This window comes from Pseudonocardia sp. TRM90224 (assembly GCF_021245725.1).
Lineage (GTDB): Bacteria > Actinomycetota > Actinomycetes > Mycobacteriales > Pseudonocardiaceae > Pseudonocardia.
This window is the reverse complement of the sequence record NZ_JAJGSX010000024.1, coordinates 80,930-105,326: the sequence shown is the minus strand read 5'-3', so window position 1 is coordinate 105,326 and position 24,397 is coordinate 80,930. Positions and strand designations below refer to the sequence as shown.

General features: G+C 71.0%; 23 protein-coding genes and 2 pseudogenes. 15 read left to right on the top strand and 10 right to left on the bottom strand.

Annotation, left to right across the window (positions count from 1 at the left end):
- Positions 1-253: 253 nt before the first annotated feature.
- From LL648_RS28220 to LL648_RS28195, 6 genes are all read left to right on the top strand, one after another.
- Complete coding sequence (locus tag LL648_RS28220; RefSeq protein ID WP_232665780.1) at positions 254-1,498, top strand: EAL domain-containing protein; 1,245 nt, start codon at positions 254-256, stop codon at positions 1,496-1,498.
- Between the two features lie 233 nt (positions 1,499-1,731).
- Positions 1,732-2,886, top strand: a complete 1,155-nt coding sequence (locus LL648_RS28215) for an ABC transporter substrate-binding protein (RefSeq protein WP_232665779.1) — start codon at positions 1,732-1,734, stop codon at positions 2,884-2,886.
- A 31-nt stretch (positions 2,887-2,917) separates the two neighbouring features.
- The gene (locus LL648_RS28210) at positions 2,918-3,829 is read left to right on the top strand and encodes an ABC transporter permease (RefSeq protein ID WP_232665778.1); all 912 of its coding nucleotides are present in this window, start codon (positions 2,918-2,920) and stop codon (positions 3,827-3,829) included.
- Positions 3,790-4,623 carry an ABC transporter permease gene (locus LL648_RS28205; protein WP_232665777.1) on the top strand — a complete coding sequence of 278 codons (834 nt, stop codon included), beginning with the start codon at positions 3,790-3,792 and terminating at the stop codon, positions 4,621-4,623. Before LL648_RS28210 ends, LL648_RS28205 begins: the two co-directional genes overlap by 40 nt.
- Complete coding sequence (locus LL648_RS28200) at positions 4,620-5,666, top strand: ABC transporter ATP-binding protein (protein WP_232665776.1); 1,047 nt, start codon at positions 4,620-4,622, stop codon at positions 5,664-5,666. Before LL648_RS28205 ends, LL648_RS28200 begins: the two co-directional genes overlap by 4 nt.
- 107 nt (positions 5,667-5,773) lie before the next feature.
- A complete protein-coding gene (locus LL648_RS28195) occupies positions 5,774-7,288 on the top strand; it encodes an ATP-dependent DNA ligase (protein ID WP_232665775.1) in 1,515 nt (504 codons plus the stop codon).
- Between the two features lie 114 nt (positions 7,289-7,402).
- On the opposite strand, the gene LL648_RS28190 is transcribed toward LL648_RS28195, so the two are convergent.
- On the bottom strand, positions 7,403-7,966 hold the full coding sequence (locus LL648_RS28190; RefSeq protein WP_232665774.1) for a TetR family transcriptional regulator: 564 nt from the start codon (positions 7,964-7,966) through the stop codon (positions 7,403-7,405).
- Between the two features lie 91 nt (positions 7,967-8,057).
- Between LL648_RS28190 and LL648_RS28185 the strand changes: the two genes are divergently transcribed.
- Genes LL648_RS28185 through LL648_RS28175 form a run of 3 tightly spaced genes read left to right on the top strand, consistent with a single transcriptional unit; the run spans position 8,058 to position 10,883 of the window.
- Entirely contained in the window at positions 8,058-8,918 is an 861-nt protein-coding gene (locus LL648_RS28185) for an SDR family NAD(P)-dependent oxidoreductase (RefSeq protein ID WP_232665773.1), read from the top strand.
- Between the two features lie 17 nt (positions 8,919-8,935).
- Positions 8,936-9,418: a hypothetical protein gene (locus LL648_RS28180; protein ID WP_232665772.1), complete on the top strand. Its 483-nt coding sequence runs from the start codon at positions 8,936-8,938 to the stop codon at positions 9,416-9,418.
- A 25-nt stretch (positions 9,419-9,443) separates the two neighbouring features.
- On the top strand, positions 9,444-10,883 hold the full coding sequence (locus tag LL648_RS28175) for a GuaB1 family IMP dehydrogenase-related protein (RefSeq protein ID WP_232665771.1): 1,440 nt from the start codon (positions 9,444-9,446) through the stop codon (positions 10,881-10,883).
- A gap of 60 nt (positions 10,884-10,943) precedes the next feature.
- Here the strand turns inward: LL648_RS28175 and LL648_RS28170 are convergent, their stop codons facing one another.
- Positions 10,944-12,284, bottom strand: a complete 1,341-nt coding sequence (locus tag LL648_RS28170; RefSeq protein ID WP_232665770.1) for a PhoH family protein — start codon at positions 12,282-12,284, stop codon at positions 10,944-10,946.
- A gap of 740 nt (positions 12,285-13,024) precedes the next feature.
- On the opposite strand from LL648_RS28170, the gene LL648_RS28165 reads away from it, so the two are divergent.
- Positions 13,025-13,408, top strand: a complete 384-nt coding sequence (locus tag LL648_RS28165) for a hypothetical protein (protein WP_232665769.1) — start codon at positions 13,025-13,027, stop codon at positions 13,406-13,408.
- Between the two features lie 52 nt (positions 13,409-13,460).
- On the opposite strand, the pseudogene LL648_RS28160 reads toward LL648_RS28165, so the two are convergent.
- Positions 13,461-13,874, bottom strand: a pseudogene (locus LL648_RS28160) (undecaprenyl diphosphate synthase family protein); the annotation flags it as partial.
- Between the two features lie 234 nt (positions 13,875-14,108).
- Between LL648_RS28160 and LL648_RS28155 the strand changes: the two are divergent.
- Positions 14,109-14,486, top strand: coding sequence for a hypothetical protein (locus LL648_RS28155; RefSeq protein ID WP_232665768.1), 378 nt, complete (start codon positions 14,109-14,111; stop codon positions 14,484-14,486).
- Positions 14,487-14,575: 89 nt separating this feature from the next.
- Here the strand turns inward: LL648_RS28155 and LL648_RS28150 are convergent, their stop codons facing one another.
- Positions 14,576-15,340, bottom strand: coding sequence for an isoprenyl transferase (locus LL648_RS28150; protein ID WP_232665824.1), 765 nt, complete (start codon positions 15,338-15,340; stop codon positions 14,576-14,578).
- A 109-nt stretch (positions 15,341-15,449) separates the two neighbouring features.
- Between LL648_RS28150 and trhA the strand changes: the two genes are divergently transcribed.
- Positions 15,450-16,115 (top strand): PAQR family membrane homeostasis protein TrhA, encoded by a 666-nt coding sequence (gene trhA, locus LL648_RS28145; RefSeq protein WP_232665823.1) that lies wholly within the window; start codon positions 15,450-15,452, stop codon positions 16,113-16,115.
- Positions 16,116-16,190: 75 nt separating this feature from the next.
- Here trhA and LL648_RS28140 read toward each other — a convergent pair whose 3' ends face one another.
- From LL648_RS28140 to mca, 4 genes are all read right to left on the bottom strand, one after another.
- Entirely contained in the window at positions 16,191-16,805 is a 615-nt protein-coding gene (locus tag LL648_RS28140) for a hypothetical protein (RefSeq protein WP_232665822.1), read from the bottom strand.
- Between the two features lie 87 nt (positions 16,806-16,892).
- Entirely contained in the window at positions 16,893-18,908 is a 2,016-nt protein-coding gene (locus LL648_RS28135; RefSeq protein WP_232665767.1) for a thioredoxin domain-containing protein, read from the bottom strand.
- Positions 18,909-18,931: 23 nt separating this feature from the next.
- Complete coding sequence (locus tag LL648_RS28130) at positions 18,932-19,201, bottom strand: hypothetical protein (RefSeq protein WP_232665766.1); 270 nt, start codon at positions 19,199-19,201, stop codon at positions 18,932-18,934.
- 161 nt (positions 19,202-19,362) lie between these two features.
- Positions 19,363-20,235, bottom strand: coding sequence for a mycothiol conjugate amidase Mca (gene mca / locus LL648_RS28125; protein WP_232665765.1), 873 nt, complete (start codon positions 20,233-20,235; stop codon positions 19,363-19,365).
- 531 nt (positions 20,236-20,766) lie between these two features.
- Here mca and greA point away from each other — a divergent pair.
- Positions 20,767-21,252 (top strand): transcription elongation factor GreA, encoded by a 486-nt coding sequence (gene greA / locus LL648_RS28120; protein ID WP_232665764.1) that lies wholly within the window; start codon positions 20,767-20,769, stop codon positions 21,250-21,252.
- A gap of 21 nt (positions 21,253-21,273) precedes the next feature.
- Here the strand turns inward: greA and ilvA are convergent, their stop codons facing one another.
- Complete coding sequence (gene ilvA, locus LL648_RS28115) at positions 21,274-22,515, bottom strand: threonine ammonia-lyase (protein ID WP_232665763.1); 1,242 nt, start codon at positions 22,513-22,515, stop codon at positions 21,274-21,276.
- Between the two features lie 115 nt (positions 22,516-22,630).
- On the opposite strand from ilvA, the gene LL648_RS28110 reads away from it, so the two are divergent.
- Positions 22,631-22,864, top strand: a complete 234-nt coding sequence (locus LL648_RS28110; RefSeq protein WP_232665762.1) for a hypothetical protein — start codon at positions 22,631-22,633, stop codon at positions 22,862-22,864.
- A 166-nt stretch (positions 22,865-23,030) separates the two neighbouring features.
- Positions 23,031-23,408 (top strand): annotated as a pseudogene (locus tag LL648_RS28105) (GNAT family N-acetyltransferase); the annotation flags it as partial.
- Here LL648_RS28105 and LL648_RS28100 read toward each other — a convergent pair.
- Positions 23,405-24,355, bottom strand: coding sequence for an alpha/beta fold hydrolase (locus LL648_RS28100; protein ID WP_232665761.1), 951 nt, complete (start codon positions 24,353-24,355; stop codon positions 23,405-23,407). The pseudogene LL648_RS28105 and the gene LL648_RS28100 sit on opposite strands and share 4 nt — an antisense overlap.
- Positions 24,356-24,397: the final 42 nt, after the last annotated feature.

Below are 24,397 nucleotides of genomic sequence, written 5' to 3'. Positions count from 1 at the left end.
CCCGTTCGGCCCTATCAGATGTGTCACGCTGTGTGGGCCGTTTCGGGTAACCGATCGCGCACCGTACGCTAGATCATCCGTTACCAACGGTCCGGTTGAACGTTGAAAAGTTCGATGAAAGTCCAGATGAGCGAGTCGGCCTCACCCGTATGGCCCATTTCATCGCTCCGTGTCACAGTTGCTCTTCCGTTCATGCACCTGCACGTGCAACTGTGCTCCCATTCGTTGTCGACACCCTCGGGGAGGAGTGACGATGAGTGATGTCGGCCGGTTCGCGTTCGAACCGTTGCTTGATCTGTGCAACGGTCGACCGGTCGGTATGGAGGTCCGCCGCTGTCAGGCGCGCGACCAGACCGAGGTGGTAGCCCGCAACGCCGTGTGGGGCACCCGCCAGCTCGCTGAGTTCGACTCCGGCATCGCCATCGCATCAGTCCTGCACGCGACCGACTACGACCCGAGCGTTCCCGTCCACATCGACGTCCTCGCCGACACCGTCGTGTCGGCCCGCCGCCGGATCAAGCAGCTGCGCTCGTCGCTCGAGGTGCGGGCGAACGGCCGCCCCGTGCTCCCGGTGCTGCTGGAGATCAACCCGGCACTCTCGGCCGCTCCGCCCGACGCGTTCGTGGAGTCCGTCGAGCAGCTGCGCGACGACGGCTTCGGCATCGCCTTCGACAACGCGGGACGAGGCTTCGGGCTCGATCTCATCGCCGAGCTCGAGCCCGATCTCGTCAAGATCGACGCCGGCCTCGTCGAGCGACTCCCGTGGGAGGCGCGCGCCCGCACGGTCGTGCAGGCGCTCTGCGACGTCTGCCGTGCCGTCGGAGTGCGGATCTCCGCGGTCGGCATCACCAACCCCGACGAGCTCGCGGCGGTCCGCGACCACGGCATCCCGTGGGCGCAGGGGCCGCTGATCGCGGAGATGCGCCAGCGCCCGTCGACGCAGGGGATCGCACTGCACCCCGACCTCATGCCCCGCATCCACGCAACGGTCCCCCGTCCGAAGCCGTTGCTGCAGGCCGGCCGAACCGCCGGTTCGTCGTCCGCTCCCCGCGTCGCGCCGCCTCCCCCGGCGCGCACGCTCGCCGCGCTCGCCCAGCCTGCGGTGTGCCTCTCGGAGATGGTGAACACCGAGAGCGTGCGCCAAGCACTGCACGATCACCCGCAGGCGGGCGGCGTGGTTCTCGTCGACACGCACCAGCGGCCCGTCGGCTACCTCGACCGCGAGCGGTTCACGATGGCCGTCGCCGGGCATTTCGGCCGGTCGCTCTACGCCAACCGGCCCGCGCTCGCGCTGGCCGACGGCCCGCGGATCATCTCGATCGACGCCGACGTCCGCACCGCGCTGGAGTGCTGCCTCTCCGGCGACCGCGGCCGCACGTACGACGACGTCGTGCTGGTGGCCGACAACGAGGTCTGCGTCGGCACCGTCCGCGTGATCGACCTCATGCAGGAGGCCACCGGCAACGGCAACGGCGGCGGCGCCACCTCCGCAGCCTGACGCCACTTCCCCACCGTTTTGGGTGGATGCGCGCCCAAATCGCGCGCATGTGCCCAAAACGGTGGGGAACTTCGTGTGCGGCCACGCCCGGTTGTGACCTGATCGAGTCTCGCCATGTCCTGACACCAGCGATACATTCCCGCGACAAACAGACGCAATGGTCCAGCCACGTCCGCACTGCACGCTCGCCCGGCCCGGCGGACGCCGGTGCGCACGCACCGAGGAGTTCTTGCATGACCGTATTTCGACGTCGAGCGCTGGTAGCCGGTATCGGCGCGGTGCTGGCTGTGGCCACCGCGGGTTGCGTGAGCACGGGCGGTGGCGGTGCGAACGCGCCCGCAGGCGGAAGCGGCGGCGGTGCCGGCTGGACGAGCGCGACGTCGGCGCAGGCCGGCGGCGGCATGGACGCGCTGGTCGCGGCGGCCAAGGAGGAAGGCACGCTGAACGTCATCGCGCTGCCTCCGGACTGGGCGAACTACGGCGCGCTGATCAAGACGTTCTCGGACAAGTACGGGATCAAGGTCGAGTCGGCCAACCCCGACGGCTCCAGCCAGGACGAGATCAACGCCGTCAAGCAGCTCGGCACCCAGGAGCGCGCCCCCGACGTGCTCGACCTCGGGCAGTCGTTCGCGCTGGGCAACGTCGACCTCTTCGCGCCGTACAAGGTGGCGACCTGGGACACGATCCCCACGGCCAACAAGGACGCGAACGGCGCCTGGGTCAACGACTACGGCGGCTACCTCTCCATCGGCTGCAACGCCTCGGCGGTCACGGTCTGCCCGCAGACGATCGCCGACCTGGCGAAGCCCGAGTACGCGGGCAAGGTCGCGATCAACGGTGACCCGACGCAGGCCGCGTCCGGTTTCGCCTCGGTGTGGGCCGCCTCGCTGGCCAACGGTGGATCGCTCGACGACATCGGCCCCGGTCTCACGTTCTGGGGCAACCTCTCGAAGAGCGGGAACCTGCTCAAGATCGACCCGAACTCGGCGACGATCCAGAGCGGCCAGACGCCGATCGTGCTCGACTGGGACTACCTGAACGTCGCCGAGGCGGCGAAGAACAAGGCCGCCTTCGAGTGGAAGGTCGCCGTCCCGACCGACGCGCTGTTCACCGACTACTACACGCAGGCGATCAACAAGAACGCGCCGCACCCCGCCGCCGCGCGGCTCTGGCAGGAGTTCCTCTACTCCGACGAGGGCCAGAACCTGTGGCTGGCCGGCAAGGCGCGCCCGATCCGCCTCGCCGACATGCAGAAGGCGGGCACGGCCGACCCGGCGCTGCTCAGCGCGCTGCCGCCGGTCAGCGGATCGCCGGTGGTCCCGACGCAAGCGCAGACCGACGCGGCCAAGAAGGCCGTCGGGGAGAAGTGGGCTGCGGCGACCTCATGATCGCCGTCACCGCTGTCCACCCGGTCCTTCCGTGACCAGCCTGCTCGACGCACCGGCCGCGCCTCCCGAGGACGCGCGGCCGGTGCGGGCCGCCCGGTCGTGGACCGCGGTGCTCGGGCTGGTGCCGTTCCTCGGCTACATGCTGCTGTTCCTCGGCGGCCCGCTGTACTTCGTGATCAGCGGCGCGCTGTCGACGCCGGAGGGGTTGCCGACCTTCGACAACGTCATCGCGTCGATCACGCAGCCGCAGTTCCAAGCCGCTTTCGGGTCCAGCGTCATGATCTCCGCGCTCACCGCCGTGATCGGCGCGGTGTTCGGGGCGTTCCTGGCGCAAGCGGTGATCACTTCGGCGCCGGAGAGCCCGCTGCGGCGGATCGTCTCGACGGCGTCCGGGGTGCTCGCCTACTTCGGCGGCGTGCCACTGGCGTTCGCGTTCATCGCGGCGCTCGGCCAGACCGGCCTGGCGACGGCGGTGCTGCGCGGTGTCGGCGTCGACCTGTACGCGACCGGGTTCCGCATCGACTCGCTGACCGGTCTCGCGCTCACATACATCTACTTCCAGATCCCGCTGATGGTCATCCTGATCACCCCGGCGCTGGAGGGGTTGCAGCCGCAGTGGCGGGAGGCCGCGGAGAACCTCGGCGCGTCGTCGTGGGCGTACTGGCGCCACGTCGCGCTGCCGGCGCTGCTGCCGGCGCTGGGCGGCGCGACGCTCGTGCTCTTCGGCAACGCGTTCGCCGCGTACGCCACCGCGTTGGCGTTGACCAGCGGTTCGATCCCGCTGGTACCGACGGCAATCGCGTCGGCGCTGTCAGGCAACGTGATCGCCAACCAGCAGAACGTCGGGCTGGCGCTCGGGTTCGACATGGTGATCGTGATCGCGATCGTCATGGTCGGGTACCTGTGGCTGCAGCGCCGCGCCTCGCGTTGGGCCCCGCGGTGAAGCCCGCCGTCACACGCGGGCGGCGCTGGCGGGTCGTCGTCTTCGTGCTCGCCGGCATCTACTTCCTGGTGCCGCTGCTCTCCGCCGCGGAGTTCAGCCTGCGCATCCCCGGCAGCGGGTACGGGTTCGCCAACTACCTCGCGATCGCGACCGACCCCGAGCTGCTCTCGTCGCTGCTCGTCTCGCTGCAGATCGCGATCTTCACGGCCGTCGTGACGCTCGTGCTGGTGGTGCCGACGGCCGTGTGGGTGCGGCTGCGGTTCCCGTCGATCGCGGGGCTGCTGGAGAGCGCGACGATCCTGCCGATCGTCGTTCCGCCGGTGGTGATGGCAGCCGGCATCGCGTTCGTGCAGGCCAACCTGGGCGGGCCGGTGTTCAGGGCGCTCTTCGCGTCGTCGGTCACCGCGCTCACGCCGTTCTACGTGGTGCTGGCGCTGCCGTTCGCGTACCGCGCCGTCGACAACGGGCTGGCCGCGATCCCTTTGCGGACGCTCGTCGAGGCCGCGCGCAACCTCGGCGCCGGCATGCCGTCGACGCTGCTGCGCGTGGTGCTGCCGGCGATCCGCACGGCGGTGCTCGGCGCGGCGTTCCTGACGCTCGCGCTGGTCCTCGGCGAGATCGTCATCGCCAGGATCCTGCTCTACACCGACACGTTCCCGGTGGCCGTGGTCGAGGTGGGCCGCAGCGCGGCGGGGGTCTCCGTCGCGCTGTCGCTCGCGAGCCTGCTGCTGGCCTGGGTGCTGCTGCTCGCCGTCTCCTTCGCGGGCGGCGCGCGGAAGAGGAGTTCTGCATGACCGACGTGACCGAAGCCGTCGACGAGTCGCCGGCCGCGACCGCGCGCGGTGTCGCGGTGGAGTTCCGCGGCGTGCGGCGCAGCTACGGCGAGACGCACGCGCTCGACGGGCTCGACCTCACCCTGCGCGAGGGCGAGCTGCTCGCGCTGCTCGGGCCGTCCGGCTGCGGGAAGACGACGGCATTGCGGCTGCTCGCGGGCTTCGACACGCCGACGTCGGGGCAGATCCTGATCGGCGGCAAGGACGTCACCGCCGTGCCGGCGGCGAAGCGCGACACCGGCATGGTGTTCCAGGCGTACTCGCTCTTCCCGACCATGACCGCGGCGGAGAACGTGGCGTTCGGGCCGCGGATGCGCAAGGTCGGCGCCGCGGAGCGCACCCGGCGCGCGGCCGAGCTGCTGGAGCTGGTCGGGCTCGGCGACCGCGGCGGCTCCTACCCGCACCAGCTCTCCGGCGGGCAGCAGCAGCGGGTCGCGCTGGCCAGGGCACTGGCGATCTCGCCGTCGGTGCTGCTGCTCGACGAGCCGCTCTCGGCGCTCGACGCGCTCGTCCGCGTGCAGCTGCGCGACGAGATCCGCAGGCTGCAGCTCGCCGAGGGGATCACCACGCTGTTCGTGACGCACGACCAGTCGGAGGCGCTCGCCGTCGCCGACCGGGTCGCCGTGCTGAACAAGGGGCGGCTGGAGCAGGTGGACACCCCGCAGGAGGTCTACCAGCGCCCGTCGACGCCGTTCGTCGCGGAGTTCGTCGGCGTGATGAACGAGGTCCCGGTGGAGATCGAGGACGGGCGGACGCGGATCGTCGTCCCGGAGCCGGCCGAGGGCGCCTACACGAGCAAGCTCACGATGCAGGTGCGCCCGGAGTCGCTGCTCGTCGGCGCGCCGGACGGGTTCCCCGGCACCGTGCTGACCAGCACGTTCCTCGGCGCCGTGACCCGGCTCGTCGTCACCACGGAGGTGGGCGAGCTGACCGTCGACGCGGTCACCCGCCCCGGCCTGCCCGGGATCGGCGACCAGACCACCGTCAGCGTCGACAACAGCTAGAAGTTCCCCACCGTTTTGCCAACCTGCACACCTCCCAGGGTGTGTAAGTAGGCAAAACGGTGGGGAAGTTTCGGCTGGTTGTCGGGGTGGGCTGGGAGGATGGCCCGGTGCTGCTCTCCGATGTCGTCGCCGCCTCGGCTGCGGTCGGGGCCACCCGCTCCCGCAAGTCGAAGATCGCCACGCTGGCCGGGCTGCTGCGGGCGGCGGCGCCCGACGAGGTGCCGGTCGCGACGGCGTGGCTCTCCGGCGAGCTACGGCAGGGCCGGGTCGGCACCGGGTGGCGCACGCTCTCCGGACTCGCCTCGAACCCGGCCGCCGAGCCGTCGTTGCAGGTCACGGCGGTCGACGCCACGTTCGGTGAACTCGCCGGCACCGCGGGCACCGGGTCGGTGGCGCGCCGAGCCGCGCTGCTCGGCGAACTGTTCGGCGCGGCGACGGCCGAAGAGCAGCAGTTCCTGGTTCGCCTGCTCGGTGGCGAGTTGCGCCACGGCGCGCTCGAGGGCGTGATGCTCGACGCCGTCGCCGCAGCGGCCGAGGTGCCCGCTGCGGCGGTTCGTCGGGCGTTCTTCCTCTCCGGCCGGCTGCCCGAGACGGCCGCGCTCGCGATCGCGGGCGGCGCTGCGGCGCTCGACGCGGTCTCGCTGCAGGTCGGACGCCCGGTGCGGCCGATGCTCGCCTCCCCCGCCGAGTCGCTCGACGCCGCGCTCGCCGACATCGGCGCCGATTCGTGCGTCGAGTACAAGCTCGACGGCGCGCGCATCCAGGTGCACCGCAGCGCCGACGGCGAGGTCAAGGTCTGGACGCGCACGCTGCGCGAGATCACCGCGGCCGTCCCTGAGCTGGTCGAACTGGTCAAGGGGCTGCCGTGCACGACCGTCGTGCTCGACGGCGAGACGCTCGCGCTGCGCGACGACGGCCGCCCGCGCCCGTTCCAGGAGACGATGAGCCGCTTCGGCAGCGCGGGTGGCGAGGAGCTGCTGCGGCCCTACTTCTTCGACTGCCTGCACCTCGACGGCGCCGACCTGCTCGACGCGCCGCTCGCCGAGCGCCTCGACGCGCTGCAGCGGGTCGCCGGCGCGCACCGGATGCCCGGCGCGCAGCGCCCGTCCGGCGAGGAGGCCGCCGACGTGCTCGCGGCCGCGCTCGACGCCGGGCACGAGGGGGTGGTGGTCAAGGCGCTCGACGCCCCTTACGCCGCGGGCCGGCGCGGGCGGGCGTGGCAGAAGGTCAAGCCCGTGCACACGCTCGACCTCGTGGTGCTCGGCGCCGAGTGGGGCTACGGGCGGCGCACCGGCTCGCTCTCCAACATCCACCTCGGCGCCCGCGACCCCGACGGCGGCGACCCGATCATGGTCGGCAAGACCTTCAAGGGCATGACCAACGAGCTGCTCGCCTGGCAGACCAGCACGTTCCCCGCGCTCGTCCGCGAGGACAAGGGCCACGAGGTGCTGCTGCGCCCGGAGCTGGTGGTCGAGATCGAGCTCGACGGCGTGCAGCGCAGCACCCGCTACCCCGGCGGCGTGGCGCTGCGCTTCGCCCGCGTCGTGCGCTACCGGCCCGACAAGACGCCGGCGGAAGCGGACACCATCGACGCGGTGCGTGGACTGCTGGCTGGCCAGTAGCCAGGCCCTCGGGGATCCGTGCGTTCCGCACGCAAGGGCAGGAAAGCCACTTTCCTGCCCTGTGAGGGCCGGAAAGTGGCTTTCCTGCCCTCCCCTCAGCCGGCCCGCACCCGGTCAGGTGAGGAGGGCTCTCACTGCCTCGACCACTACTCGTCTGCGGCGGGTGTTGTCGACGTCGTCGACGAGCGCCGCGTACTCCGGCGTCATCCCCGACCAGAGGCCGGAGATGTGCAGCACCAGCGCGAGGAGCTCGACGGCCGTCCACCGGTCCGGCAGCAGGCCCTCGGCCTGCGCCTTCGCGATCGCCTCCACCTTCGAGGTGTTGCTTTGCGCGACGATGTCGATCGTGTCGGCGGTGCCGGAGCGTTCGAGCCGGTGCCAGGTGGCGAGCCGCTGGACGTGCGGGCGGGCCTGGTAGCCGTCGAAGAGGCGGCCGGCGTACTCGGGCAGGTCGGTCGGGTCGATCGGGACGTCGCGCAGCGTCGTCATGACCAGGTCGTGGAAGACGGCGTCGAACAGGCCGTCCTTGCTGGCGAAGTAGTGGTAGATCTGCGCCTTGTTCGACTCCGCCGCCTCCGCGATCCGGTCGACGCGCGCTCCGGCGATGCCGCGCGCGGCGAACTCGGCCGCCGCCGCGTCGAGCAGACGGCGGCGGGTGGCTTGGGCGTCACGTCGCATACCTCACAGCGTAGTCAACTAACCGGCTAGTTGACAGCGCTCAGCCGTGAGCGTTTACTTCAACTAACCGTTCAGTTGATAGGAGCAGGTCATGTCACAGGTACTCCTCGTCACCGGCAGCTCGCGCGGGCTCGGCCGCGAGATCGTCGAGGCCGCCCTCGCGGCCGGGCACCGGGTCGTCGCGACCGCACGGCGGTCGGAGCGGCTCGCCGACCTCGTCGAGAAGTACGGCGAGCAGGTGCGCGCGGTTGCCCTCGACGTCGCCGACCCCGAGGCAGCAGCGCACGCCGTCCGTACCGCCGTCGACGCCTTCGGCCGGCTCGACGTGCTTGTCAACAACGCCGGGTACGCCAACCTCGCGGCCGTCGAGGACATCACGCTCGACGACTTCCGCGAGCAGGTCGAGACGAACCTCTTCGGCGTCGTCACGGTCACCAAGGCCGCGCTGCCCGTCATGCGCGAGCAGGGGTCCGGCCACATCCTGCAGGTCTCGTCGGTCGGCGGCCGGCTGGCCAGCGTCGGGCTCTCGGCGTACCAGTCGGCGAAGTGGGCGGTCGGCGGGTTCTCCAGCGTGCTCGCGCAGGAGGTCGCGCCGCTCGGGATCACGGTGACGGTCCTGGAGCCGGGCGGCATGCGCACCGACTGGGCCGGCTCGTCGATGACGATCCCGCCGGTCAGCGCCCCGTACCAGCAGACCGTCGGCGAGCGGGCACGCCTGATGCCGACCACGACGATGACCGGCGACCCGGCGAAGGTCGCGCAGGTCGTGCTCGACGTCGCCGCGATGGCCGAGCCGCCGCTGCGGCTGCTGCTCGGCAGCGACGCCTACCGGTACGGCACGGCCGCGGGCCGCGCGCTCGCCGAATCGGACGAGCGGTGGCGCGAGCTCAGCGTCTCGACCGACCACGACGCCGCCACCGCGGCCGATATCGACCCGCTGCGCCGCACCTGATCCGACAGGATGGCAACGTGCTCGTCAGGACGTTCCAGCGGCTCGTGCGTGTCGACAAGCTGTATACCGACGGCCGCCTGCTCGGCGACTGGTCGCTGGTGGTCCCCGGGTACGAGCCCGCGTACCGCGGGATGGTCGCCGCGATGGCGCGGGCCGGCGTCGACACCGGAGGCCGGCCGCCGATCTGGGGATGGCACGGTCGGCTGACCCTCGGCGACGCGGCGATGCTCTTCAACGCCGAGCACGAGCTCTCGCTCGGGTTCGCGACGCTGGATCTCGCCGCGCCGGACGAGCTGGTCGTCCGCAGCGACTACGGCGCATGGAACGACTACATGTCCGACGTCTTCGAAGGCAAGCCGGCCGAGTGGGACCCCGCCGGCCGGCCGGCGCAGGTGCCCGCGCAGATCTGCTTGCCCTTCCTGCTGGCCGAATGGGTGCTCGCCGTGCGGCCGCTGCCGACCAGCGGCTGGGAGGATCTCGACTGGTCACTGCCAGCCTGATCGGACCCGCGTACCCTTTCCGTACGTGCGCTTCCTCGACGGGCAGTCCCCGAGTCACGACCTCACCTACGACGACGTCTTCCTCGTCCCCGGGCGGTCGGATGTGGCCTCCCGCTTCGACGTCGACCTGACCACCGCCGACGGCTCCGGCGCCACGGTGCCCGTCGTCGCGGCGAACATGACTGCGGTCGCGGGCCGGCGGATGGCCGAGACCCTCGGCCGCCGCGGGGCGCTGACCGTGCTCCCCCAGGACGTCGCGCCGTCCGCGGTCGCCGAGATCGTCAGCTGGATCAAGTCGCGGCACCCGGTGTGGGACACCCCGCTGGTGCTGACGCTCGACGACGCCGTCGCCGACGCGGTGAACCTGCTCCCGAAGCGCGCGCACGGCACCGTGGTGGTCGTCGACGCCGGTGGGCGCCCGGTCGGAACGGTCGACGAGGCCGCGTGCAGCGGCGTCGACCGCTTCACCCGGCTCTCCGAGGTGCTCGACCCGACGCCGGTGGTGCTGCCGCTGGAGACCGCGCCGCAGGAGGTCTTCGACGCGCTCGGCGGCCGCGGCGTCGCGCTCGGGCTGGACGGCGACGGCCGGCTCGCCGGGCTGCTCACCGCGCTCGGCGCGCTGCGCGCGGAGGTCTACACCCCGGCTCTCGACGCCGAGGGCCGCCTGCGCACGGCTGCCGCGATCGGGATCAACGGCGATGTGTCCGTGAAGGCGAAGGCGCTGCTCGACGCGGGCGTCGACGTGCTGGTCGTCGACACCGCGCACGGCCACCAGCAGAAGATGCTGGAAGCGCTCGCCGCGGTGCGCAAGGTCGTCACCGACACCGGTTCGGACGTCCCGGTCGCGGCCGGCAACGTCGTGACCGCCGACGGCGTGCGCGACCTCGCCGCGGCCGGCGCCGACATCATCAAGGTCGGCGTCGGCCCGGGCGCCATGTGCACCACGCGGATGATGACCGGCGTGGGCCGGCCGCAGTTCTCCGCGGTGCTGGAGTGCGCGGCCGCGGGCCGCGAGGCCGGCGTGCACGTCTGGGCCGACGGCGGGGTGCGCCACCCGCGTGACGTCGCGCTCGCGATCGCGGCCGGCGCGTCGGCCGTCATGATCGGGTCGTGGCTCGCCGGCACCTACGAGTCGCCCGGCGACCTGCTGCGCGACGAGGCCGGACGGCCGTACAAGGAGTCGTTCGGCATGGCGTCGAAGCGTGCCGTGAGCGCGCGGACGCGCGGCGACGGCGGCTTCGACCGCGCCCGCAAGGGCCTGTTCGAGGAAGGCATCTCCTCGTCGAAGCAGCTGCTCGACCCGCAGCGCCCCGGCGTCGAGGACGTGCTCGACGGGATCTGCGCCGGCGTCCGCTCGGCCTGCACCTACGCCGGGGCCCGCACGCTGGACGACATGCACCGGCGCGCGGTGATCGGCGTGCAGACCACGGCGGGCTTCACCGAGGGCACGCCACACGGCCTGTAACCGTCGAGAAACGACGTCATGGCGGCCTGCAGGCCGCCATGACGTCGTTCGTCCATGCGGTCAGACGCCGGGGCCCTCCAGCATCTCCGTCACGAGCGCTGCGATCGGGCTGCGCTCGGAACGGGTGAGCGTGACGTGCGCGAAGAGCGGATGGCCCTTCAGCTTCTCGATCACCGCGGCGACGCCGTCGTGCCGGCCGACCCTCAGGTTGTCCCGCTGCGCGACGTCGTGCGTGAGCACGACCCGCGACGCGGTGCCCAGCCGCGAGAGCACGGTGAGCAGCACGTTTCGTTCCAGCGACTGCGCCTCGTCGACGATGACGAACGTGTCGTGCAACGAGCGGCCCCTGATGTGGGTGAGCGGGAGCACCTCCAGCATCCCGCGCGCCACCACCTCGTCGATGACGTCCTGGCTGACGACCGCGCCGAGCGTGTCGAAGACGGCCTGCGCCCACGGCCCCATCTTCTCGGCCTCGCTGCCGGGCAGGTAGCCGAGCTCCTGCCCACCGACCGCGTAGAGCGGCCGGAAGACCACAACCTTGCGGTGTTGCTGCCGCTCCAGTACGGCTTCCAGGCCGGCGCACAGCGCCAGCGCCGACTTACCTGTGCCGGCCCGCCCACCGAGCGAGACGATGCCGACCTCCGGGTCGAGCAGCAGGTCGAGCGCAACCCGCTGCTCGGCGGACCGGCCGTGCAGCCCGAACGCCTCCCGGTCGCCGCGGACGAGCCGGACGCGCTTGTCGGCCGTGACCCTCCCGAGCGCGGCCGAGCCGCCGCCGACCAGCCGGAGGCCGGTGTTGCACGGCAGGTCGCGGGCGGCGTCGTGGTCGATCACGCCGTCCCTGAAGAGCGCGTCGACGCCCTCCGAGGTCACTTCGAGGTCGACCATGCCCGTCCAGCCGGAGGGCACCACGTCGAGCGCGTGGTACTCGTCGGCGGTCAGGCCGACCGCCGCGGCCTTCACCCGCAGCGGCATGTCCTTGGTGACGAGCACAACCCCGCCGCGACCTGCGGCTTTGCGCTCAGCCGCGAGGTTGAGCGCGCACGCGAGGATGCGGCTGTCGTTGGAGTCGGTGCGAAATCCTGCCGGGAGCACCTCCGGGTCGGAGTGGTTGAGTTCCACGTGCAGCGTGCCGCCCTCCGTGCCGATCGGCACCGGAGCGTCGAGACGACCGTGCTGGACGCGCAGCTCGTCGAGCTGACGCAACGCCGTGCGGGCGAACCAACCCAACTCGGGGTGGTGCCGCTTGCCCTCCAGTTCAGAGATCACCACCAACGGCAGGACGACCTCGTGCTCTTCGAACCTGACCAGTGACCAGGGGTCGGAGAGCAGGACGGAGGTGTCCAGCACGAAGCAGCGGGTGGTGTTTTCCGAGGCGGGGGCGGTACGAGCGTCGTTCACGTTTGCTCCCTCGTGGGCGCGACACCACGCCCACTCTCTGGTGGGCCGGCCGACCCTGGCTGGAGCGTGCTTGGCGACCTGGATACCGCCGAGCACGCCCGCGAGGGCCGGGTGCCGGCCCCCTCGGGTGCAAGTGACACCACGACCAGGGCCTCCCCGGGCGGCTGGCATCGGGTACCCGCCGCCAAGGAGAACGCTACCGGCGGTCACCGGGGTGCGGTCAACAGCAACACAGGGGGATCTCATGCCCCGGAACCGGAATTTAACGAAATGGCCTACCGCTCATCGCTTCGCGGCAACCGCCTGTCGTCGTTGAACGGTCGCCGCTGACACGTTCAGTCGCAGGTCGGATGCGCAGCGTCAACACCCGGCGCCCTCCCGACAGACCCCTCACGGAGGCCGCGGAGGCCGCCCCAGAGCAAACGGTACCAACCAGTACCGATATACGTCCGTGACTGCGCGTTGAAATCGAAAAAGGATACGCACGCGTTCGAGTGATGCTCGGTCACGGAACGTATCCGACGAGCGGTTACCGATGAGTTCGACGGCGTCGAGCGCCGCCCGAAAGGATGCGTAACTAAACGCAAAGTATTCGACTCACCCAATGGGATTACATGATTTGGAAACGGGAGTGGGGCCGCGCTACCTTTTTCTCGGTCAGCGAGGGCTCCCCGGTCACATCGCTGACACTGAATGGAATCGACTCCGGTCGGTCCGCATGACTCAACAGGAGATGAACTGTGCTGAAGAAGGCTGGAATTGTCGTGGCTACGGCCGCTGCAGGTCTGCTCGCGGTGAGCCCGCTCGCCTTCGCTGGCGACTCGGGCCACGGACACGACGGCGGCGACCACCAGAACTACAGCAAGAACGCTGACGGCCTGGTGAACCTCTCGGGCAACAACGTGAACGTCCCGATCCAGGCCTGCCACAACCAGGTCCCGGTCAACGTTCTGGGCGTTCAGGTTCCGCTGAACAACACCGACCTGGCTGCACTCGACGGCCTGACCGGTGCGCTCGGCCTGCTCGGCGACGCCGACGCGGACAGCGGCGACTCGACCGTCACCCAGGACGACTCCTGCAACCAGTCCGGTTCCGCCGGCGACTCCACCTCGCAGGACGACTGATCCAGGTCGCAGTTTGACCTGAGCTAGACCGCTCCACGACAGATGGGGCCGGACCACTGGTCCGGCCCCATCTTCGCGTCTCGGGAACTTCTAGACACGGCCCACGAGCCGAAGCGCCGGTGGCGTCGAGCACCTCGGCGAGTTCCTCGATCGACGTGCCCGATTCCGCATGCTGCAGGAGCAGTTTTCGCACTGCGTCGGCGATCTCCTGCCGGCCCCCGTAACAAACGGCCACGTTGAGCTGCAGGCCCGTGCGCCCGACCGTGCGCGCGGCCGCAGCGGTCAGCCGATCGGAAATCGGCGTCGGCAGCAGGTCGAGCGCGCCGACGACCCGCAACCGCCAGCGCGTCGACGGCCCGCTGAGATCGTCGACGACGTCCGCGATGATCTGCAGCAACGGCTCGAGCTCATCGGCCGGCCGGCTCAGGTTGTCGGTCGAGAGCAACCACAGCGTGACGACCTCGACGACGGAACGTGCTCGACAGCGCGTTACCGACGAGTTCACCGGCATCCAGCGCCGCCCAAAAGGATGCGTAACTAAACGCAAAGTATTCGACTCACCCAATGGGATTACTTGATTTGGAAACGCCAGTGGAGCCGCGCTACCCTTTTCTCGGTCAGCGAGGGCTCCCCGGTCATATCGCTGACACTGAATGGAATCGACTTCGGTCGGTCCGCATGACTCAACAGGAGATGAACTGTGCTGAAGAAGGCTGGAATTGTCGTGGCTACGGCCGCTGCAGGTCTGCTCGCGGTGAGCCCGCTCGCCTTCGCCACCGACGGTGGCCACGACGGCGGCGACAACCAGAACTACAGCAAGAACGCTGACGGCCTGGTCAACCTCTCGGGCAACAACGTGGACGTTCCCGTTCAGGTCTGCCACAACCAGGTCCCGATCAACGTCCTGGGCGTTCAGGTTCCGCTGAACAACACCGACCTGGCCGCGCTCAACGGCATCACCGGTGCGCTCGGCCTGCTCGGCGACGCCGACGCCGACAGCGGCGACTCGACCGTCACCCAGGACGACTCCTGCAACCAGTCCGGTTCGGCCGGCGACGCCACCTCGCAGGACGACTGATCCAGGTCGCAGTTTGACCTGAGCAAGACCGCTCCACGACAGATGGGGTCGGACCAGCGGTCCGGCCCCATCTTCGCGTTCCGGGGATGCTAAGAACCGAAGCGCCGGTGGCGTGCCGCGAAGTCGCGCAGCGCCCGCAGAAAGTCGACCCGCCGGAACTCCGGCCAGTACGCCTCGCAGAACCAGAACTCCGAGTGCGCCGACTGCCACAGCAGGAATCCGGAAAGCCGCTGCTCACCCGAGGTGCGGATGACCAGGTCCGGATCGGGCTGGCCCGACGTGTACAGGTGCGCCGCGATGTGGTCGACGTCGAGCACCTCGGCGAGTTCCTCGATCGACGTGCCCGATTCCGCATGCTGCAGGAGCAGTTTTCGCACTGCGTCGGCGATCTCCTGCCGGCCCCCGTAACAAACGGCCACGTTGAGCTGCAGGCCCGTGCGCCCGACCGTGCGCGCGGCCGCAGCGGTCAGCCGATCGGAAATCGGCGTCGGCAGCAGGTCGAGCGCGCCGACGACCCGCAACCGCCAGCGCGTCGACGGCCCGCTGAGATCGTCGACGACGTCCGCGATGATCTGCAGCAACGGCTCGAGCTCATCGGCCGGCCGGCTCAGGTTGTCGGTCGAGAGCAACCACAGCGTGACGACCTCGACACCGGCCTCGTCGCACCATTCGAGCAGGTCGGAGATCTTCGCCGCGCCCGCGCGGTGGCCGTCGTTAACGTCCTCCAGCCCGGCGTCGCGCGCCCACCTGCGGTTGCCGTCGAGCATCAGCGCGACGTGCCGGGGCCGCTCCGCCGCGCCGCTCAGCTCGCGACTGAGCTTGCGTTCGTAGACCGAGTACAGCAGGTCGCGCACGTTCACGGCGGATCAGCGTACGCCCGGTCCGCGGTGGCAGGATTCACGCACTAGAAACCTTCACGGGACAAGCACAACCCGTAGCCTCGAAGAGGTGAGCGCTGGGACCATGGATTCGACACCCGCCACCCCACCGCTGGTCAAGCCGCGGATGCGGGGTTGGCTGCACTTCTGGTCGTTCGCCGTCTCGATCGCGGCGTGCGCGACGTTGATCGCGGTGTCCGCATCGCTCGTAGGCGGCGGGGCCGCGCTCGCGACGTCGGTGTACAGCGTCACGATCCTCGGCCTCTTCGGCACCAGCGCGCTCTACCACCGGCGGACGTGGCTCACCCCGCGCAGCCGGGCGGTGATGCGCCGTCTCGACCATTCGATGATCTTCTTGTTCATCGCCGGCACGTACACGCCCGTGGCGGCGCTGGCCATGGACCCCGCGACGGCCCGCTGGGTGCTGATCGTCGTCTGGGTCGGCGCGGCCGCGGGTGTCGTGCTGAAGATGGTGTGGCCGCACGCGCCGGCGTGGGTCGGCGTGCCGGTCTACCTCGCGCTCGGCTACGTCGCGATCTTCGTGCTGCCCGACCTGCTGGCCAACGGCGGCGTTGCAGCGCTCGTGCTGCTGCTCACCGGCGGCCTGCTCTACACGATCGGCGCCGTCTTCTACGCCACCCGCTGGCCGGACCCGTGGCCCAAGACGTTCGGCTACCACGAGTTCTTCCATGCCGCGACCGTGCTCGCGGCGATCTGCCACCACGTCGCGATCTGGCTCGCCCTGTTCTAACGCCGAACTTCCCCACCGCTTTGCCTACTTGCACACCCTGGAGAGCGTGCAGGTCGGCAAAACGGTGGGGAGGTTTCAGGCCGTGTTCGACCCGTCGCCGCCGGTCGGGCCCTGCGTGCGCAGCTCGTCGACCTTGGCCATCGCATCGCGCAGGTTGCCGAGCCACTCGTCGGCGTGCTGGCCGACCAGCTTGACGGCCCACGCGAGCGCGTCGGAGCGGGAACGGGCCACGCCGGAATCGACCAGCGTGTCGAGGACGATCCGCTCCGGCTGCCGCAGCCGGGTCATCACCGGCACCGACGCGACCGTGAACAGCTCGACGGTCTCGCCGATGCGCGCACCCCAGGCGACCTTGCGCTGGTAGCGGTGCTCGGCCTGGCGCGCGATCTCGATGCGCTCGTCGCGGGTGGACTCGCGGAACCGGGAGATCCGGCCCGCCTCTGCGGCCGCGCGGTCGGCCCGCCCGGCCTCGGTGTCGGCGAACTCGCCCTCGACGGCCGCCAGCTCGCCGACGATGAGGATCTCCTCGCGGTCGATCGTCACCTCGGGCGCGCCCGTGAACCACTCGTCGGGCAGTCGGCCCTGCAGCCAGGCCGCAGCGTCGTCGGCGCCGGGCAGGTCGGCCTGCTGCCAACCGCCGCGCCCCGGCCCGCGGCCGCCGCGCCCGCCGCCGTGCCAGCCGCGGTGCATGCGTCCGGTCATCTCACACCTCCGTGTCTCTGGTGATTACGAGATTACACCGCAACGCGGTACGTAGTGTTCGTTCTCAGCGAAGCTTCAGGGTTGGAGTCCCAGGGTGGCGGTCAGCTCCTCGGTCGAGGTGACCGGGCGGTCGCAGACGAACCCGCGGCAGACGTACGCGGCGGGGCCGCCGGCCACGAGCGGGCGATCGGCGAGCAACGGGACCCCCTCGGCGTCCGGCACACCGGCCACAACGACCGTCCCACCAGGGGCGATGTGCCGCGCGTGGCGCTCCAGAGCGTCGCGTCGCGGATCGGATGCCGAGCCAGTGACGGCCACCTGCAACGGTCCCCTGGCCACCGCCTCGGCGGCCGTCAGCCAGTGCCCCGCGAACCGCGGGTGCTTCTCGGCGAGCGTCCCGATGCCGTGGCGGGCCGCGTCGGCCGCAGCGCGGTAATGCCCGCCGTCGTGGCTCAGGACGGACGCCGTCACCAGCGCCGACGTCAACGCCGAGCTGCCGCACGGGGTGGCGTTGTCGGTCAGCTCGCGCGGGCGGTGCAGCAACGCCTCCGCGTCGTCGGCCGTGTCGTGGAAGACGCCGGGCCGCTCCGGGTCGCCGAAGTGCCGCAGTGCGACGTCGAGCAGGCCCGTTGCGGCCTCCAGCCATCGTGCGGCGCCGCCGGCCTGGTGCAGCGCGAGCAGGCCGTCGGCGAGGCAGCCGTAGTCCTCGAGCACAGCGGCCGCCGTCCCGACGACACCGCCGCGGGACGAGCGGCGCAGCCGCCCGTCGACGACGTGCAGGCGCATGATCAGCTCGGCGGCCTCCGCCGCCGCCGCGACCCAGCCCGGACGGTCGAGCGCCGCGCCGGCCTCGGCGAGCGCGGCGATCGCCATCCCGTTCCACGCGGTGACGACCTTGTCGTCGCAGGCGGGCTGCGGCCGCAACGCACGCGCGGCGAGCAGCCGGCCGCGGACGTCGGCCCACCGCTGCTCGTCGTCGGGGTCACCGAGCAGCTGCAACGTCGAGGAGCCGTGCTCGAACGTCCCCGCGGCCGTGACGGTGAGCAGCTCGGCCGCCCACTTGCCGTCGTCGGCGCCGAGCACGTCGACGAGCTGCGCCGGCGTCCACGCATACGTGAGGCCCTCGACGCCGTCGGTGTCGGCATCGAGCGCCGAGGCGAACCCGCGCTCCGTGGTGCGCAGGTCACTCAGGAGGAACCCCGCGGTCTCCTCCACGACGCGCCGGGGCAGCGCCGCGCCGGTCAGCCGGGCCAGGTGCGCGTACCCGCGCAGGAGCTGCGCGTTGTCGTAGAGCATCTTCTCGAAGTGCGGCACCACCCAGCCGGCGTCGACGCTGTAGCGGGCGAACCCGCCGGCCAGCTGGTCGTACATGCCACCACGGGCCATCCGCTCCATGGTGACCGCCGCCTGGCGCAGCGACTCGCCCGAGCCGGTGCGCTCGTGGTGGCGGAGCAGGAACTCCAGCGTCATCGACGGCGGGAACTTCGGCGCGCCGCCGTACCCGCCGTAGGCCTCGTCGAACGCGTCGTGGACGGCGGCGGCCGCGCGGTCGAGCGCGTCGACGCCGAGCGGGGCGGGCGGCAGCTGCATGCCGGCGTTGTCGGCCAGCCGCGCCGCGATCTCACCGGCCGCGCCGCGCACGCGCGCGCCGTCCTCGCGCCACGCCGTGGTGACGGCGTCGAGCAGCTGGCGGAAGCCGGGCAGCCCGTGCCTCGACGTCGGCGGGTAGTAGGTGCCGCAGTGGAACGGCTCGCCGGCCGGGGTGAGGAAGCAGGTCATCGGCCAGCCGCCCTGGCCCGTCATCGCCTGGGTGGCCGCCATGTAGACGGCGTCGATGTCGGGCCGCTCCTCGCGATCCACCTTGATCGCCACGAACTCCGCGTTGACCTGCGCCGCCGTCGCCTCGTCCTCGAACGACTCGTGCGCCATCACATGGCACCAGTGGCACGCCGCGTAACCGACGGACAGCAGCACGGGCACGTCCCGCTCCGCCGCCTCGGCGAACGCCTCTTCGGACCACTCCCACCACTCGATGGGGTTGTCGGCGTGCTGGAGGAGGTACGGGCTGGTGGCCGCGGCGAGCCGGTTCATACCGGCCACCCTCTCAGGATCTCTCAGGACGTGCTGCTACCGGCATCGTCGGTGCCGGCCGGCTGCTTCTCCTCCGGAGGGTCGAAGCTCGCCGGCAACCGCTTGATCCGCTTGGACATCGAGCGGATCAGGAACACCGTCGCGAGGCCGAGCAGGACGATCACCACGAGCGCGACCGGCGACGCCTTGCCGAACTCGGGGCCCTGCCCCGGCGGCGGAGCGGGGTTCTGGGCGAGCACGACCGCGACCGTGCTCGCAGGCAGCGCGCCGACGTCGACCAGTGCTGGACTCACCACAGCAGGTTACGCCCCAGGTGGGCGCACCCAGCCGCGAGGGCGGGGACCGGGGTTGCCAGGAAAGTGGCTTTCCTGGCGTGTGGTGCCAGGAAAGTGGCTTTCCTGGCACCCGGCGGAGCCGGTGCCTCTGGTGGCTGAGTTGTTTAGCGGCTGAGTCGTCAGCCTGCCCGGCGGACCGCCACCCGCGCGTCGATGCCGGCGAAGAGGTCGTCCTCCGGCTTCGGGCCGTCGACGAAGGAGCGGACGAGCTCGTAGTCCTCGGTCGGCCAGACGGCGCGCTGGATGTCGGTCGGCACGAAGAACCACCGGCTCGTGGGGTCGATCTGGGTCTCGTGGGCGAGCAGCGCCTTGTCGCGGACGTCGAAGTAGTCGGCGCACTCGACGCGGGTGGTGACGCGGTCGCCCGGGTCGGGCCGGTCGGCCGGCCAGTTGTCCAGCCACTCCTTGTACGGCGACTCGATGCCGCGCTCGGTCAGCGCCTTGTCGAACGCGACGAGCCGGGCCTTCGAGAAGCCGTGCGAGTAGTACAACTTCAGGGGCTGCCACGGGTCGCCCGTTCCGGGGAACCTGTCGGGATCGCCGGCCGCGTCGAAAGCGGCCATCGAGATCTCGTGGCACTTGATGTGGTCGGGATGCGGATAGCCGCCGTTCTCGTCGTACGTGACGAACACGTGCGGGCGGAATTCGCGGATCAGCTTCACCAGCGGGGCGGTCGCCTCCTCGAGGTCGACCAGCGCGAAGCAGCCCTCGGGGAGCGGGGGCTTCGGGTCGCCCTCGGGCAGGCCCGAGTCGACGAAGCCCAGCCAGCGGTGTTCGACGCCGAGGATCTCGGCCGCACGGGCCATCTCCTTGCGCCGCACGTTGGGGATGTCGGCGATGATCTCGGGGCGGTCCATCGCGGGGTTGAGGATGCTGCCGGCCTCGCCGCCGGTGCACGTCACCACCATGACCTCATGGCCGTCGGCGACGTACTTGGCGGTGGTGGCCGCGCCCTTGCTCGACTCGTCGTCGGGGTGTGCGTGCACCGTCATGAGCCGAAGGGGTTCGGGGTGCCGTGGATCGTGGGACATGGCGGCGGCGGGGGTCCTTCCAGGCTGACGGTGCTCCATCCGGTGTTACCAGAGGGCACAACGCTACCGGTGCCGGCTTCCTTCCCGTGACGGTGCGCCACGCCCGTGGAAAGTATCCGAGAAGTGCTCTCCGTACACTTACCCGGTTGGCCGAACCAATTAGCGAAGACGCAGGTCAATCGCTACGGTGAGCGGTCGACCAACGGCGAGCGCGGTTTGCAGATGCACGCGCATTTGCGCTTGCAAGCGTGTGACCAGGGCGGATATGCCCCTCGGGAACTCTTTGAAGGTGCCGACCGTTCGTCGATAAGGCTGCGACGAGCGGCCGACAACGTGTTACCGTGAGCTGTACACGGCCCGCAGGCGGGTCGTGTTTTTCCTTACTCGGGGCTGTGCGCCTACGAGATCGGGGTCGCCCACGGTGGGCGATCCGTCGTGGGCGTGAATGGCCCACGGCCGCATGGACCTGTACAGGCTGGAGGAGTGATGACCGTGACGGACACGCAGGTGACCTGGTTGACCCAGGAGGCCTACGACCGGCTCAAGGGCGAACTGGACGAGCTGATTGCGAACCGCCCCGTCATCGCTGCCGAGATCAACGCGCGCCGGGAAGAGGGCGACCTCAAGGAGAACGGCGGCTACCACGCCGCCCGTGAGGAACAGGGCCAGCAGGAAGGGCGCATCCGCCAGCTGCAGGAGCTGCTGCGCACCGCGCAGGTCGGCACCGCCCCCAGCACGGCCGACACCGCAGCCCCCGGCATGGTGCTGAAGATCCGCTACGACGACGAGGACACCGAGACCGTGCTGCTGGGCTCCCGCGAGGAGGGCAGCCACGGCGACCTCCAGGTCATCTCGCCGAACTCACCCCTCGGCGCGGCCCTGATGGGCGCGCGGGTCGGCGAGTCCCGCGAGTACCCGCTGCCCGACGGCGGCAGCATGCAGGTCGAGCTCGTCTCCGCCGAGCCCTATCGCGGCTGATAGCGCACCCCTTCACCTCCTTCACCGCCCGCCGGCCGCACCGTCCACGGTGTGGCCGGCGGCGCGCAGCGCGTCGACCAGCGTGGCGCAGTGCTCCGGGCCGCGTGTCTCCAGCGTCACGTTCACCTCGACATCACCGAGCGGGAGCGCGCCCGTGATCCGGGAGTGCGCGACGTCCAGCACGTTGGCGCCGTGCGACCCGATCAGCCCGAGCAGCTCCGCGAGCGCGCCGGGGTGATCGGCGACCCGTAGCCGCAGCGAGAGGTAGCGCGCCGCGGCCGCCATGCCGTGCTGGATCACGTGCACGAGCACGAGCGGGTCGACGTTGCCGCCCGACAGCACCGCCACCGCCGGGGTCGGGAAGCGCCGGGGGTGCTCCAGCAACGCGGCGACCGCCGCCACGCCGGCCGGTTCGACGAGCAGCTTCGTGCGTTCGAGGCAATGCAGCAGCGCGCGCGAGAGCGCGTCCTCGTCGACGGTCAGCATGTCGTCGACCAGCGCCGCTACCTGCGGAAACGTGATGTCGCCCGGACGGCCGACCGCGATGCCGTCGGCGATCGTGCGCATGGACGCCAACGTCTGCGGCGCGCCGGCGGCCAGCGAGGGCGGCCACGCGGCGGCGCCGGCGGCCTGCACGCCGACGACGGCGACGTCCGGCCGGAGCGCCTTGACCGCGGCCGCGACCCCGCCGAGCAGGCCGCCGCCCCCGGTGCAGACCAGCACGGTGCGCACGTCCGGCACCTGTTCCAGTATCTCCAGCCCGACGGTGCCCTGCCCGGCGATCACGTCGGGGTGGTCGAACGGGTGCACGAGCACGGCGCCCGTGCGCGCGGAGAAGTCCTGCGCCGCGGCGATGCTGCCCTCGACGGTCTCCCCGACCAGGTGGACCTCGGCGCCGTAGCCGCGGGTCGCGCCCACTTTCGGCAACGCGGCCCGCTCGGGCATGAAGACGGTCGCCGCGGTGCCGAGCATGCGCGCCGCCAGCGCAACACCTTGGGCGTGGTTGCCGGCGCTCGCCGCGACGACCCCGCGCGCCCGCTCGTCGTCGCTGAGCCGGGCGATGCGCGTGTACGCGCCGCGGATCTTGAACGAGCCGGTGCGCTGCAGGTTCTCGCACTTGAGGTGCACCGGCCCACCGCACAGCTGCGAGAGTGCGCCGGCGCCGGCCACAGGGGTCGTCGTCACCACGCCGGCAAGCAGTTCGCGGGCAGCGCGGATATCGTCGATCCCGACCGGGGGAACGGCGACGTGCTGGGCGGTCATGGGCGCATCCTCGCACCCGATGCAGCGCGAGACCGGCCACCGGTAATCTCGGTGAGGTATGACGGCCATGCCGTGGTGTGTGCGGGGTGGCTGTTGCTCGGGGAGGTTTCTTTCGATGTCACGGCTGACACAGCTGCGGGCGCTCGCGCCGCTCGTTGTTGCGGGCGCGCTCGCCGCCGTCGCCGTCGTCACCGTGGAGCGGGCGGGCTGTGACGATCCAGGCCGGTACGAGCTGCGCGGCGACCACTACGAGCTGGTCGGCGGCTGCATCGCGGCCGGCGACATCGTCGTGACCGACCCGGTGCCGCCCACCCCGACCGTCGACCCCGGCGCTCCCAACAAGGGCTAGGGCTAGGCCTTGATCACCTGGCGGCGGCTGGCACCCGCCGACTTCCCGTTGGTGCGCGCGTGGCTCCAGCAGGAGTACGTCGCCCGCTGGTGGAACCACGAGACGTCGGAGGCGGCGGTCGCGCGACTTCGGCCCGTCGGCGCGCGGCGAGGAGCCGAACCAGGACTGGATCGCGATGCTCGACGGCACGCCGTTCGGGCTGATGCAGCGTTCCGCGGTGGCCGACTACCCAGAGAACGTCGAGGACTTCGCTACACATACACCCGTCCCGGCCGGCGCGATGACGCTCGACTACCTCATCGGCGATCCCGACCAGGTCGGCCGCGGCCGCGGGCCCGAGATGATCCGTTCGATGGTCGAGAAGACGTGGCTGGAGTACCCGGACGCGCCTGCCGTGCTGGTGGCGGTCGTCGCCGCGAACCGGCCGTCGTGGCGGGCGCTGGAGAAGGCCGGCATGACGCGGGTGGCCGAGGGCGACCTCGAGCCGGACAACCCGATCGACGAGCCGCTGCACTACATCTACCGGATCGACCGGCCGGCCTAGGCCTCGTAGCGGTCGGCGAAGTCGAGCAGCAGGTCGGCGGTCCGCTGCGGATCCTCGATCGGCGGCGAGTGCCCGACGCCGGGCAGCATCTCCACCTGGACGCCGGCGACGACGCGGTAGTCCTCGGCGGACGACGAGCGCCACCGCCGGTCCGCGTCGCCGAAAAGCACCAGCAGTGGCTTCCCGAGCGCGGCGAGCCGCTCGGGCAGGGGACGTTGCCGCAGGTAGCTGCGGGCGGCCTGGTCCGTGGCGACAAAAGCGTGGTAGGTCAGCCCGAGCACGTCGTCGACGACCGACTGGGGGATTTCGACGTCGTCGCGGGTGACGGCGTTGGCGGCTGCCTGCCGGACCAGCGATTCAGTGCGGAACCGCCACAGCAGCTGCCCGACGACGGGTGTGGTCAGCAGCTGGTTGACGGCTCCCTGCGGGATGAAAGCATCGAGGTTCGGGCCGGTGTTCACCAGCACGATCGCGGCCACCAGGTCGCCACGCAGCTCGGCGAGGGCGGTAGCGACCGATCCGCCGGTGGAATGGCCGGCCACCACCGCTCGGTCGACGCCCAGTTGGTCCAGCACCGCGGCGACCCGGTGCGCCTGGTCGCCGATCTCGTACCCGTCGCCGGTCGGCTTCGCCGAGCTGCCGTGCCCGAGCAGGTCGATCCGGATCACGCGGTGGCGCGCGGCGAGGCTGGGGACGATGCGGTCCCACGACCGGCCGGACGCGCTGAATCCGTGGAGCAGGACGAGCGCGGGCGCGTCGACCGGACCGTCCTGCGTGACGTGGATCTGCTCGCCGTCGACGGTGAGGCCCGGCGCCCCGGCCGGTGCGGCCTGCCGGTCGACCAGCACGGTGTTCAGAGTGAGCAGCACGGCGACGGCGACCGGGACGGCCACCACGATCAACCGGCGGCGTCGTGAGCCGGTGCGGCCCTGAGGATTCCTGCACATGCCCTCACCGTCGAGGAACCCGACCGCCCGGTATTGGACGAA

What these genes read in the sequence shown, in the direction of transcription:
- trhA (WP_232665823.1), top strand. Translation starts at nt 15,450, where the DNA reads ATGGATTCGACACCCGCCACCCCACCGCTGGTCAAGCCGCGGATGCGG.
- LL648_RS28190 (WP_232665774.1), bottom strand. Translation starts at nt 7,966, where the DNA reads ATGCGACGTGACGCCCAAGCCACCCGCCGCCGTCTGCTCGACGCGGCG.
- LL648_RS28185 (WP_232665773.1), top strand. Translation starts at nt 8,058, where the DNA reads ATGTCACAGGTACTCCTCGTCACCGGCAGCTCGCGCGGGCTCGGCCGC.
- mca (WP_232665765.1), bottom strand. Translation starts at nt 20,235, where the DNA reads ATGACGGTGCACGCACACCCCGACGACGAGTCGAGCAAGGGCGCGGCC.
- LL648_RS28200 (WP_232665776.1), top strand. Translation starts at nt 4,620, where the DNA reads ATGACCGACGTGACCGAAGCCGTCGACGAGTCGCCGGCCGCGACCGCG.
- LL648_RS28135 (WP_232665767.1), bottom strand. Translation starts at nt 18,908, where the DNA reads ATGAACCGGCTCGCCGCGGCCACCAGCCCGTACCTCCTCCAGCACGCC.
- LL648_RS28110 (WP_232665762.1), top strand. Translation starts at nt 22,631, where the DNA reads ATGTCACGGCTGACACAGCTGCGGGCGCTCGCGCCGCTCGTTGTTGCG.
- LL648_RS28220 (WP_232665780.1), top strand. Translation starts at nt 254, where the DNA reads ATGAGTGATGTCGGCCGGTTCGCGTTCGAACCGTTGCTTGATCTGTGC.
- LL648_RS28100 (WP_232665761.1), bottom strand. Translation starts at nt 24,355, where the DNA reads ATGTGCAGGAATCCTCAGGGCCGCACCGGCTCACGACGCCGCCGGTTG.
- ilvA (WP_232665763.1), bottom strand. Translation starts at nt 22,515, where the DNA reads ATGACCGCCCAGCACGTCGCCGTTCCCCCGGTCGGGATCGACGATATC.
- LL648_RS28215 (WP_232665779.1), top strand. Translation starts at nt 1,732, where the DNA reads ATGACCGTATTTCGACGTCGAGCGCTGGTAGCCGGTATCGGCGCGGTG.
- LL648_RS28140 (WP_232665822.1), bottom strand. Translation starts at nt 16,805, where the DNA reads ATGCACCGCGGCTGGCACGGCGGCGGGCGCGGCGGCCGCGGGCCGGGG.